The 11,989-nt window shown below is 61.6% G+C and carries 12 protein-coding genes; 6 read left to right on the forward strand and 6 right to left on the reverse strand.

The window, feature by feature from the left end; all coding sequences use genetic code 11:
• The first annotated feature begins 29 nt into the window (after nt 1–29).
• Together Q2T94_RS09220 and thpD are read left to right on the forward strand one after the other, a co-directional pair.
• A complete protein-coding gene (locus Q2T94_RS09220) occupies nt 30–434 on the forward strand; it encodes an ectoine synthase (RefSeq protein WP_264271322.1) in 405 nt (134 codons plus the stop codon).
• A gap of 144 nt (nt 435–578) precedes the next feature.
• Complete coding sequence (thpD, locus tag Q2T94_RS09225) at nt 579–1,478, forward strand: ectoine hydroxylase (RefSeq protein WP_302263796.1); 900 nt, start codon at nt 579–581, stop codon at nt 1,476–1,478.
• Here the strand turns inward: thpD and Q2T94_RS09230 are convergent.
• Nucleotides 1,475–1,930 (reverse strand): pyrimidine dimer DNA glycosylase/endonuclease V, encoded by a 456-nt coding sequence (locus Q2T94_RS09230; RefSeq protein WP_302263798.1) that lies wholly within the window; start codon nt 1,928–1,930, stop codon nt 1,475–1,477. The genes thpD and Q2T94_RS09230 overlap by 4 nt on opposite strands.
• A gap of 91 nt (nt 1,931–2,021) precedes the next feature.
• Between Q2T94_RS09230 and Q2T94_RS09235 the strand changes: the two genes are divergently transcribed.
• The 4 genes from Q2T94_RS09235 to Q2T94_RS09250 all read left to right on the forward strand — a co-directional run bounded on the left by Q2T94_RS09235 (nt 2,022) and on the right by Q2T94_RS09250 (nt 4,480).
• Nucleotides 2,022–2,468 (forward strand): acyl-CoA thioesterase, encoded by a 447-nt coding sequence (locus Q2T94_RS09235; RefSeq protein WP_302263799.1) that lies wholly within the window; start codon nt 2,022–2,024, stop codon nt 2,466–2,468.
• Between the two features lie 147 nt (nt 2,469–2,615).
• Nucleotides 2,616–2,831 carry a hypothetical protein gene (locus Q2T94_RS09240; RefSeq protein WP_302263800.1) on the forward strand — a complete coding sequence of 72 codons (216 nt, stop codon included), beginning with the start codon at nt 2,616–2,618 and terminating at the stop codon, nt 2,829–2,831.
• A gap of 595 nt (nt 2,832–3,426) precedes the next feature.
• On the forward strand, nt 3,427–3,732 hold the full coding sequence (locus Q2T94_RS09245; protein ID WP_264271317.1) for a transcriptional regulator: 306 nt from the start codon (nt 3,427–3,429) through the stop codon (nt 3,730–3,732).
• A gap of 220 nt (nt 3,733–3,952) precedes the next feature.
• Nucleotides 3,953–4,480 carry a DUF3253 domain-containing protein gene (locus Q2T94_RS09250; protein WP_264271316.1) on the forward strand — a complete coding sequence of 176 codons (528 nt, stop codon included), beginning with the start codon at nt 3,953–3,955 and terminating at the stop codon, nt 4,478–4,480.
• A gap of 494 nt (nt 4,481–4,974) precedes the next feature.
• On the opposite strand, the gene Q2T94_RS09255 is transcribed toward Q2T94_RS09250, so the two are convergent.
• The 5 genes from Q2T94_RS09255 to Q2T94_RS09275 form a co-directional block, all read right to left on the reverse strand.
• On the reverse strand, nt 4,975–5,463 hold the full coding sequence (locus Q2T94_RS09255) for a hypothetical protein (RefSeq protein ID WP_264271315.1): 489 nt from the start codon (nt 5,461–5,463) through the stop codon (nt 4,975–4,977).
• Nucleotides 5,464–5,687: 224 nt separating this feature from the next.
• Nucleotides 5,688–6,938 carry a phospholipase D-like domain-containing protein gene (locus tag Q2T94_RS09260; RefSeq protein WP_302263802.1) on the reverse strand — a complete coding sequence of 417 codons (1,251 nt, stop codon included), beginning with the start codon at nt 6,936–6,938 and terminating at the stop codon, nt 5,688–5,690.
• A gap of 137 nt (nt 6,939–7,075) precedes the next feature.
• Nucleotides 7,076–8,551, reverse strand: coding sequence for an aldehyde dehydrogenase (locus Q2T94_RS09265; RefSeq protein WP_302263803.1), 1,476 nt, complete (start codon nt 8,549–8,551; stop codon nt 7,076–7,078).
• 732 nt (nt 8,552–9,283) lie between these two features.
• Complete coding sequence (locus Q2T94_RS09270) at nt 9,284–10,102, reverse strand: CPBP family intramembrane glutamic endopeptidase (protein WP_264271312.1); 819 nt, start codon at nt 10,100–10,102, stop codon at nt 9,284–9,286.
• 209 nt (nt 10,103–10,311) lie between these two features.
• Nucleotides 10,312–11,820: a SulP family inorganic anion transporter gene (locus Q2T94_RS09275; RefSeq protein WP_302263804.1), complete on the reverse strand. Its 1,509-nt coding sequence runs from the start codon at nt 11,818–11,820 to the stop codon at nt 10,312–10,314.
• Nucleotides 11,821–11,989 lie beyond the last annotated feature (169 nt).

The following is an 11,989-nucleotide window of genomic DNA, read 5'->3' on the forward strand; positions in this document are numbered from 1 at the left end:
AGTACACTATCGATCCCCTTGGAGGACACATGCTGGTTACCAACCTGAACGACCTGAACGACACCGACCGCGACGTCAAGTCGGAGACCTGGCGCAGCCGCCGCATGGTGCTTGCGGGGGAGGGCGTCGGCTTCTCCTTCCACGACACCGTGATCTACGCCGGGACCACCTCGACGTTCCACTATGCCAACCACATCGAGGCCGTGTACTGCGTGCAGGGCGAGGGGACGCTGACCAACGAGGAGACCGGTGAGGTGCACCAGTTGGGCGACGGCACCATGTACCTGCTCAACGGCAATGAGAAGCACACCGTGCGCGCCACCACCGAGCTGCGCATGGCCTGCGTGTTCAACCCGCCGGTGACGGGCCGCGAGATCCACGACGAGAACGGCGTCTACCCGCTGATCGTCGAAGAGGCGGTTTCGGCTTCCTGACCCGCATCGGGGGGCCATTCGCCCCCCGTGGACTTGCCTGCCCCACGGGGCAGGGCAGTGCGATGTGCCGGCCCCGAAGGGTCCGGCACATCCGTGTCTGCGCGGTACGGCGCAGACAAGTTAAAAAACCGAGGAGGAACGGACATGACGGAGATATTGCGTCGCCACCACGATGCGTATCCAACACGAACAGGCAGCAATTACACGGTGCTTGATCGCCCGGGCCCGGTGGCCTGGGGAACCGCCGCCGATGGACCCATTGACGCGCAGACCCTGCAGGGTTTCGAGTCCAAGGGCTATCTGGCCATCGACCAGCTGGTGGACCCCGAGGAGTTGGAGGTTCTCCGGGTGGAACTGCGCCGGATGTCGGAAGACCCGTCGGTGAGGACCGACGAGCGGACCATCATCGAGGCGAAGTCCCAGGAGGTGCGCTCGATCTTCGACGTGCATCGGACCAGCGAGGTCTTCAAGAAGATCGCCAACGACCCCCGCGTTGTGGGCCGGGCCCGGCAGATCCTGGGCTCGGAGGTCTATATCCACCAGTCCCGGGTGAACTTCAAGCCTGGCTTCGAGGGCAAGGAATTTTCCTGGCACTCGGACTTCGAGACCTGGCACGCCGAGGACGGCATGCCGGACCCGCGGGCGGTGAGCATCTCGATCTCGCTGACCGACAACTACACGTTCAACGGGCCGTTGATGATCATGCCCGGCTCGCACAAGAAGTTCATTTCCTGCGGTGGCGAAACGCCGGAGGACAACTACAAGAAGTCCCTCATCATGCAGGGAGCAGGAACCCCTGACAAGGAGACGCTGACCCGGTTCGCCGATGAATACGGGATTGACGTGCTCGAGGGCAAGGCCGGCGGGGCAGTGATGTTCGATTCGAACTGCATGCACGCCTCGAACGGCAACGTGAGCCCGTACCCGCGCTCGAACATCTTCATCGTGTTCAACAGCGTCAAAAACACGTTGGTCGAACCGTTCGGCGCGGACCAGCCGCGCCCGGACTACATCGGGGTCCGGGACTTCACCCCGGCCGGCTAGCTCCGGCGTCCGGCTTCGGGCCGTTCCCAGGACTCGATGTCCCCGGGGACGGCCCCGAAGGCGGGATGCAGCCGGGGCGGATCATCCGCTGCCAACAGGGCCTCGCGATCCGGATCGCGCATCGCCAGCTTGCCCAGCAGGTGCTCGCGCTCGTAGCCGACCTGACCGGCGGTGACCGTCAGCAGGCGGATCGGGCCGCGGGCAGGCGGGCGCAAAACCAATGCCCGGTTGAAGTTATAGCCGCGCGCATCTGCCTCCAGGGCGATGCCCTCGAGGTAGTTTCCGACCGCGGCGAGTGGATCTTCCGTGGCCCGGAAACGCTGTAATTGCGGGTGGTTCCGGTAGCCCGTGGTCTTTCCGTCCAACACCTTTTGCGCCAACAGGGTTTCCCGCCAGCAGGCGAGCAGGCCCTTAGTGTCCAGGTATTGGGGGTGCAGGCTCCATAGGCGCATCCACCCATCCTAGCGATGCGCCGGAAACACCGGGTCGCCAGGTGCCGTAAACAACAGCGGACTTTCCGCGCGGCTCTGGTGCAATGGTGGGATGAATGAAGAAACCTCACGCGAAAATGCAGGCCAGGGAACAGGTGAGCCCTTCGAACTCTCCTTGCAGCTGCGCTGGTCGGACATGGACGCACTGGGGCACGTTAACAACGCGCGAATCGTGACGCTCATGGAAGAGGCACGGCTGCGTTGGTCACGACCCGATGCGCACACCGGGCGGTTCGAATTCGGTTTGGTCGTGGCCTCGCTGCAGGTGGACTACCTCCGCCCGGTTCTCTATCGGCCGGAGATCCGCATTCGGGTCGGGGTGGTGCGCATCGGCACCAAGTCTTTCACTGTGCGCCACTCCGGTTATATGGACGGCCAGCCGGTGTTTGACGGGACCACGGTGATGGTTCCACTAGCCGAGGACGGGGTGTCATCGCGAGCGCTGAGCAAGCCGGAGCGCGGCTGGCTTGAGAGTTCGCTGATCCAGGCCCGGACCTGATTTTCCGCACCGAAGGTTTACCGTAGCGGATCTCTTGCGCCAGAAGATCTCGGGTTCGGTGAAGACGCTTGGGCGATATCCTCTCCACGCCCTCGGATTCCGATCTCAAGCATTTTCGTTCGGCGGTACCCGGTGGAGAATTGACCCATGCTTAAGGCATCCAACAGCTACCTCTGGGCTCTCGTCGTTGCCCTGTATTTTCTGGAGTACGGGGTATGGCAGCTTGCCACTGATGAATTCGGGGCCGGGGTCATTTTCACGGTGATGGCGCTCGTATGGGTTGCGCTTGCCAGAGTGCAGTATCGCAAAACTCGCGAGAAAAAGCCGAAAATGAATCCGGCGGACCGCAGGTCGGATCGATGACTCCACGGCACATGCCGTCTAATTGTCGAAGTCGACTGCACGGAAGGCTGATCCTACGGGAGCAACTGCGCGCAAATTTTCCATCACCGCCAGATTCACTTGCCATAGTGACAAGTGACCATTACTCTTTCCACTATGGAAAGTAACTTAAGGGGTTCGTCGCCAGAAGAGGCGGCAAATGCCCTGGACACGCTGGCGTTCGACCGTAAGCGCCTCGCAGCGAGCCTTCAGACACCGTGGGTACTCTTGGCCGCTTTCGGAGCCGTAGGCGCGTGGTGGGTCTCAACGGCTGCGACCACCAACCCCGGTGAGAACTATGACCCGCCCTCCAGCAGCTGGCTGGCTCTCGTCGGGGCACTTGTGGTGGCACACCTAATCAGGCGCGAGACCGGTGTTGGCTTTCGCACTATGGGCGCGCATGCCAGCTGGGCTCTGGGCGGGATCGTTGCCAGCTGTCTTGCGCTCTTCAGCGTCTCACTCGGCTTCGTCTCGTTCGGTCTGCGGTGGCCGGTCGCATTGGCTAGCTTGGCCGCGTTTGCAACGACAACGTGGTTGGCCGGTGTCGCCTATCGGTCGGCAGTGGAGTTGTTGGCACGTGAACGAGGCTAGGTTCGATGACGTCATCCACGCCCCCGTGCGGTTGCGCATCTGCGGACTCCTGCGTCGGGTCGACCGTCTCGACTTCGCAGTGCTGCGAGATGCGCTGGAGGTCGCTGACGCCACGCTTTCCAAACACGTGAAGATCCTCGCCACGGCCGGCTACGTCTCATCTGGCAAAGCAGCATCCTCGGATCGCAGCGACGCTCGCCAGATCACTTGGTTGTCCCTCACCGGGGCGGGGAGGTCCGCCTTCGACGCACACGTGCGGGAACTTCGGAAGATCGCGGGGCCATCCAGCTGACAGGCTGAGGCCCGGCACGCGGATCCCGGCACACCTGACCGGTGGTCGTACTTCGGCTAGGCATTCGGAAAGCAAGGAGTCAAACGAATGCGCAAAGCGCCATTTTGGCTCGTTGGTTTTTGAGCGCCAGGCCCGGGACAACGTCAGTATCATGGAGACACTCTCGATGAGTTGAGGACGCCAAGACGAAGACACATGAGCCAGCAGGGGGAGCCCGATCGTGACACACGACAAAACACCGGACACCACCCCGGACGGACACCACCTCATCATCAATGGGAGAAAGTGGAGAGCGAGCGATCCCTCCATCCCTCCGAAACTTCGCCAGGAACTCGTCGAGGAACTTATGGCCGCCCGACGAGCCGTCAAGGCCCATGAGAACGAGGCTCGGGCACGAGTCAATGATGCAAAGATCGCGCTGGGTGAGCGCGGCCAACCTTGGTGGGAGGCGCCCGAGCCCCAGGCCTTCAATGAAAGAATTTCTGCGACCATCCGAGCACTTCTGCGCAAGCGCATAGACTCGTCGATTTGCCCGAGCGAAGTCGCCCGAATCGTGAGTGGTAAGGGGGATGCTTGGCGTGACCACATGAGCAAGGTCCGTCGTGTCGCGTCCGAGATGGCTTGCCGCGGCGAGATCGTTGCAACCCAGAAGGGTATCCCGGTGGAAGCTGACAACGTTCGTGGTCCCATTCGCCTTAAGCGCGGTACCTCGGTTGGGGACATTCCCTCTGGCACCCGGTCCGAGTAGCCGAAGTCCATACCCGCATGCAGGAATCGATTTCATGTGAGAGGGACTTCGCGTGCTGGTTCGGACCCGTACGAACGGCGTATCCCCGTGCTCGGACGACAGATTGCAGTTGCGACGGGGTGACAGCCCCTATCGAGGCCTGATCACAGATCGGTAGGCATCCGCTCTACCCGATTCATGATGTTCCGCCATCGTCACTTCCCAGCCGGACCCGAAACAGTGCTTGAGAGAGATTGACCAAGGCCAACGGGAAACTCCTTTCGTACGGGGACGGGCAATACCTGGCTGGCCGATCGATCTTGGCGTTCGCGCTAGTTTCCCGAGATTGACCGATACCGGTCCATCTAGGGTTCACAAGGTGTAGAGGCCGGCGACTGGGAACTCGAGAGGTTGTTTCCAAGGCGAAATTATGCAGCTTCTGGTTCCGGTGATCCCATGCATTGCGAAGGAACTCGAAGGATTCGGTCGCTGTCCAATGGCTCGAATCGACTGTTCTAGATTTCGCGAGAATCCCCGGGAGACAGACGATCTTGGAAAACCTCGTCATATTCCATAACGGTCAACGCGGCAATCTGAACTGCTTCAATCAGTGCCAATTCCGCAGCACGGACATACGTGCTTTGGTGTTCGCTTTGCTCATCAACGACGCGCACATACCCATCTAGATAGGGAAGCACTTCAACGGCGTCGATCCCTGACTCTCGAAACCCATTGCAGACTATTCCCATTATTGAGGAAGCATCCATGCTGCGCAGGGCAGAGGACCACAGAAATGCAGCGACAGCCTCAAGAGCCGCACGCGGATGCTCGGTCTTTTCAACATCCCCTGACGGTTTGCGCACGAGGGCCGCCCGGTCATCGAGCAACTGGCGAATTATGCCTGGACGATAGAACTCGTTGGATGGTCCGATAAGACTGCCAAACCGGGCAGCCAGCATGTGAGCTGTAGAAAAGTTTTCCGGATCTAATCGGTCAGGCTGCATTCGAATCTCCTGATTTCTTGTCGGAATTTCGGTTATGCACCAGAACATCAGCTAACGTATCCGAACTCAAGGTTTCGGAAGTCTCTTCCTGGAAACGAAGCTCAACTGCCGCTCAAGTCCGCAGGGCAGCGGCACTCAACCGCGTTTTTCCCCTAGTATCCAGAGATCGGCGAGGAGACTCGGCGGAACAGCGTCTTCAGTTTCGCGTGGGTCTGGGCCGATGATCAGAGGAACGGGCGCAGCGGGATGAGGATGGTTTCGCTGATCGGCGCGGCGAAGTTCCGTTCCTTCCACTCAGTCAGTGTCAGTTCCCTGCAGTTTGTGCTGTCGATTTCGAAGATCTTTTCCATGTCGGCTGCGAATGCCCGGTCGTGGATCTCCAAGTTCGTTTCGTAGTTCCCGGTCAGGCTCAGCCGGTCGATGTTGGCGGTGCCGATTGTGGACCAGTGGCCGTCGATGGTGGCGGTCTTGGCGTGGATCATCGCGTTGCGGTAGAGCAGGACGGTCACTCCTTCGCGTAGCAAGGATGTGTAGAACCCCCGGGAGAGCCAGTCCGCAAGGACGTGGTTTGAGTCTTCCGGCTGGATAAGCCTGACGTCGACGCCCCTCTTGCTGGCAGCGATCAGGGCGCGCAGGATTTGCTTGTCCGGGATGAAGTAGGCGGTGGTGATGTAGACGTGGCTCTGCGCGCGGTTGATCGCTTCCAAGTAGATGCCCCGGATCGGGTACACCAGGTGGGCCGGGATGTTGTTCACCGTCCGGATATGTGGGTCCCACGACTGCGGGGGGTGGTGCGGGATCTCCGGCTCTGCGCACACGGTATTCCAGACGCCCACAAAGGCCTGGCGCAGGTCCCACACGGAGGGACCAGTGATCCGCACATGGGTGTCGCGCCATTCGGTGGCGTACAGGTCCCCGATGTTGTATCCGCCCACGAAGCCGGTCTCGTCGTCCACGACCAATAGCTTGCGGTGGTCCAGCCCGGTGCTGCGCAGCGGGGTGAACAACCTGGACGGGCGCAGGACCGGGAATCGGTAGACGTGGATCTTCGGGTGGAACCGGTAGAAAGATTGCGGAACAACGAGGTTGGCGAATCCGTCGTAGACGACGAAGACCTCCACGCCGCGCTCGGCGGCTTCGGCCAGCGCCTCCTTAAACCGCCTCCCGGTGTCGTCGGACTTCCAGATGAACGTCTCCAGGAAGACCCGGGTCTTGGCGCCCCGGATGGCGGCCAGCATATCGGCGTAGAGGTCTTCGCCGTAGGTGTAGATCGTCACCTCCGAATCCGCGACGCGTCCTTCGAATACCCCGGGCTGTGGGAAATTCGGGCGCTTCGTCCTTTGCCGGTGCTTGAAGGCATCGTAGAGGACCAAGGCGCCGACTACGGCGGCCTGCACGGCCAGGAACGCCATGACGAGTCGCGTGACCGACTTTTTCGCCGCGACTACTACGGGATCAGGTATCTCGGGAAGCATGACCCCAGCATAGCGGCGGGAGAATGCCGTGCGGTGCCACAGATGACGCAGGCTGTGACTGTGGACGTGGCCAGCCGCGGATTGCCAATGTGGCGTGGCCCTTATCAGCTGGAGGCCTTGCGCGCTGGTTGGCCGCGTTAGTGCAGGGTGATCCAGATGGTCTTGATCTGTGTGTACTGTTCGAACGCTTCCAATCCGTTGTCTCTCCCACCGAAACCAGAGGTCTTGTACCCTCCGAAGGGCGTCGTGATGTCACCCTCGCTGTAGCCATTCACGGCAACCGTTCCGGCCCGCACTCCTCGCGCCAGTCGCAGTGCGGTGTCGATGTCTCTGCTCCAGACCGTGGCCGCCAGACCGTACTCTGTGTCGTTGGCCAGACGAAGCGCTTCATCCAAATCGGTGAAACCAAGAACGGCGACGACCGGGCCAAAGATCTCCTCGCGGGCGACGGACATATCGGCGGTGACGTCGTCCAAGACCGTGGGTCCTATGAACCAGCCACCGGTTTCTTCAAGGACGCGTTTCCCGCCCGTGACGATTCGGGCGCCGGCGGTCTTGGCTTGATCGATAAATCCCAAGACACGATCCATGGCGTCCTCCTCGATCATCGCCCCGATGACTGTGGCGTCCAGCGTCGGGTCACCGACTTTGCGCGCCGAGGCTTCGCGGGCCAGGGCAGCGACAAAGGGGACCTTGAGGGATTCGTGCACCAGGATCCGTGACCCCGCTGAACAGTTCTGGCCTGCATTCCAGAACGCCGAATCGGCCAGGTCAGCAGCTATCTGGTCGAGGCGGTCGCCGTTGTCGGCGGTGATGATTTGCGGGTTTTTTCCTCCGCATTCGAGCACGATGTTCTTCAGGTTGCTGTTGGCGGAGTAGCGAAGAAATTCGCGGCCAATTTCCGTTGACCCGGTGAAAGTGATCATGTCGACGTCGTGGTGGAGGCCCAGTGCCTTGCCTGCCACATGGCCGAGTCCCGGTATGACGTTGAAGACGCCGTCCGGCAATCCCGCTTGGGTGGCAAGCTCAGCGATGCGAAGCGTAGTGAGCGATGCCAGTTCCGGCGGCTTGACCACTACGGAGTTGCCAGCCGCCAGCGCCGGCGCCAGTTTCCACATCAGCATGGCGGCCGGAAAATTCCACGGCAGTACTGCCCCGACAACGCCGATTGGTTCGCGGACGATCATTCCGAGGTGCCCCGACCCCGTGGGTGAGGTTTTGCCGAAAACCTTGTCGATGGCTTCCGCGTACCAACGCAACGTATTGATCACGTCTGGGAGATCGAAGTCCCGGCAATCAGTGATCGGTTTACCTGCATCCAGTGTTTCCAATTCCGCCAATTCCGCCACGTTTTTTTCGATCAGATCCGCGAAGCGGAGCAGGGTATTCTTCCGGACGTTGGGGTCTGCCGTGCTCCAGGCACCTGATTCAAAAGCCGTGCGGGCGGAAGCGACGGCACGGTCCACGTCGGCCGGACCGCAAGCTGCGATGTTGGCGATGGCCTTGCCGGTTGCAGGGTTGAGTGTCTCAAAGGTGGCGGCATCGCTTGCGTCAGTGAATTGTCCGTCGATATAAGCCTGCCGGTGGATGCCATCCAGGGTCGTATTTGTCATTTTCCCGGTCCTCGCTGTCTGTGGTGAATATAGAGGGGGTGGATCGCTGCTCCGGTGGTGCGGCGTCGGGGTGTGGATGTGGAAGGCTTTTCGGGCGGTTTGCCCGGCCGGTATTTCCGAGGGTGTGGGCAAGGTCGGGAACACCGCGCCGCGCGCTTGTTTCCAATTGCGGCGCTGTTCGCGGTAGCGGGGGGTGCCCACTGGGTGTGGCGACGCTTCCGGGGCTATCGCGACAAGATGTCCACGCCGTGTCGGGCTGTAAACATTCCCGCGCCATCGGTTTCTCTGTGATCTTGATGGCAGTCGACTAAAGCCTGACATCGTTCCTGGTTATCAACTCGGCTGGATCGCAGCAAATCAAGACAGCGGCCCAAGAGCAGTCCGGCACCGTGATGGTCCATGTCGGGAACCTGGCGAGGCAATTGGCGAGCGCCCGTGTTTGACGTGCCGATCATGACTGCGATTTTCGCAGCCATCGCTACTTTCCACAACACCCTCTCACGCTACCTGTGGGCGCTGGATCGGCGGAGTCTGGTCTGGAGCCGGATGTGGTCTGCCCGCCTGATCGTCAAGACACCGCATGCTTCAGCAACGGTTCAACCCATTGGCGTTTGCCTGGCTGCACCCGTAGCCGGACCATGGCCATCATTGCCGAACCGTCCCGATTTCGAACAGGTGTTGATGCGGGACCATCCTCGGGGGAACTCGTCCACCGAACCGGACAGTCGGGGCTCAGTACAAGAAAACCGCCAACCAATCGCGGTTGTGCGCGTGCACCAATACGAGGAACAAAACGAAGTCGAAGATTAGGTGCACTGAGACGACGTAGGTCAGCGACTTCGTCAGCTTGAAGGTGTAGCCCTGCAACAGCGCGAAGGGAAAGGTCAACAGCGGACCCCAGGCCTGGTAGCCGATCTCCCAGAGAAAAGACGAGAAGATCACCGCCTGCAGGATGTTGGCGAGCCAGTCCGGAAAGTGTCGCCGCAGCAGCGTGAAGGTGGTGCAGATAAAGAACAGCTCATCCCAAATGCCAACAGCATTCACGCCCAAGAAGAGCCGCCAAAAGATGATGGGATCCGATGCATCCGGCCAGTTTTGGTAGACCCCTGTGCTGATCAGGTACACCGGCAAAATGAGGTAGCCAAGTGCTACGACACCGATCAGGTACAGCTTGGCCGCCAATGGCCATTTGCGGCCGGTGTTCACCGGAAATTTGATGATCTCTTCACGGTAGGCAAAACGCGAGGTCAGCCATGGCACCAGCACGGCCAACCCGAGTGCACCACCCATGAGGACCATGTGCTGGATGCTCAAATCAGCATTCAACGGGACCAAGCTGATGATCACCAGTCCCACCGCAATGAGCGCCAAGTGGCGCGCGAGCGCGGAGTCGATGATCGCGGCCGTGATCAGGGCCAGGGCGAGTAGGCCGTAACCCACCGGGTCATTGCCGACACCAAAAAGCAGAACTCCGGACGCCGAGAGCAACAATGCCGGCAAGAGTTTCCAGCTGAGCGCGGTACGGGGTGGTTCAGTCAGGATCGTTCTCACACCATTAGCATGCCAGCACCGCCCATATCGCAAAACCATTGACATGCATTCGGCCTGGACCGAAACCAACACGCACTACGCGGGCCGCGTCGTAGGAGCCATCGGGGCGGGAAGGCAGCGGGCGCGCGGGATCCGTGCCAGCGCGGCCGGGTCTAAACGTGCGGGGCGGGGCCGAAGGACCGTGCCAAGGTCCCAAGGGCGCCGAAGCGTTAGCCCAGGTGCCCCGCCAAGCGTTCGCGCATCGCGGCGCTGGCTTCGTTCAAGCCAGCGATCTCCACCCGCTTACCGCCGGCCTCGTACTTGGCCGTGATGGCGTCGAGTGCCGCCAGCGTGGAAACGTCCCAAAGGTGCGAGGCGTGCATGTCTATGACCACGTTCTCGGGATCCAGCGCGTACTGGAACTGGGTGTAGAGGTCGTTGGACGAGGCAAAGAAGAGCTCGCCGTTGACCGTGTAGGTTGCGGTTTCGCCCGCGGCATCCACCGTGCGCTTGACCGTGACGAAGTGCGCCACGCGCCGGGCGAAGAGCACCATCGCGGTGAGCACTCCGGCTCCCACGCCCACGGCCAGGTTGTGCGAGGACACCGTGGCCACCACGGTGATGAGCATGACCGAGGTTTCGCTCTTGGGCATGCGGCGCAGCGTGGAGGGACGGATGGAATGCCAGTCGAAGGTCGCCCACGACACGAAGATCATGACCGCGACCAGCGCGACCATGGGGATCAGCGCCACGACGTCGCCGAAGACCACCACCAGCACCAGCAGGAAGACGCCGGCCAGGAACGTGGAAATCCGGGTCCGGGCCCCGGAGGCCTTCACGTTGATCATGGTCTGCCCGATCATGGCGCAGCCGCCCATGCCGCCGAAGAACCCCGTCACCAGGTTGGCCACGCCCTGGCCCCAGGCCTCGCGGGTCTTGCTGGAGCCGGTGTCTGTCACGTCGTCGACCAGCTTGGCGGTCATCAGGGATTCGAGCAGGCCCACGAATGCCACCGCCAGAGCGTACGGCGCAATGACCTGGAAGGTCTCAAAGGTCAACGGGATCTGCGGGAAGAAAAGCTCCGGGAGGCTTGAGGGCAGCTCACCCTTGTCGCCCACCGTGGGAACCGCAATGGCACTGAAGACAGTCACCAGGGTCAGCACCACGATCGCCACCAGCGGGGCCGGGACCTTCGTCGTAATCTTCGGCAGCCCAAAGACGATCAACAGGGCGAGGCCCAGCAACGGGTAGACCAGCCAAGGGACGCCCATGAGCTCGGGCATCTGGGCGATGAACACCAGGATCGCCAACGCGTTCACGAACCCGACCATGACCTGGCGGGGGATGAAGCGCATCAACTTGGCCACGCCCAACACCGCCAGCAGCACCTGGAACACGCCTGCCAGCAGGATGGCAGCGACCAGGTAGTGCACGCCGTGGCTGGCCACCAGCGGTGCGATGACCAGGGCCACCGCACCGGTGGCGGCCGAGATCATCGCGGGGCGCCCGCCCACCACCGCGATGGTCACCGCCATGGTGAAAGCCGAAAACAGTCCGACCCTGGGGTCGACCCCGGCGATGATGGAGAACGCGATCGCCTCCGGGATCAGCGCGAGCGCCACCACCAACCCGCCGAGGACCTCCACGCCGAGCAGCTTCGGGGAGCGCAGGGTGCGAAGCACCGACTGGCGTTCGACGGGCGTCGGCACGGCGGTTGCGGTGGCGGGCAGGGAAGGCATGCGGGGGTCCGTTCGGAAGAATGGGCTTGCGGGGCGCCGGCTTCGGTGGGACCCACCGGCGCAACTAAGGGGCAGGTGTCGCACAAGCGGCGAAAAACAGGGGATTCAGCCCAATTCTAGGGGAGTCGGGGGCACCGCGGGTGGCCAATGTGTCCGAGAGGACATTCCG

Origin of the sequence: Paeniglutamicibacter sulfureus, assembly GCF_030512175.1 — a bacterium.
GTDB lineage: Bacteria > Actinomycetota > Actinomycetes > Actinomycetales > Micrococcaceae > Paeniglutamicibacter > Paeniglutamicibacter sulfureus.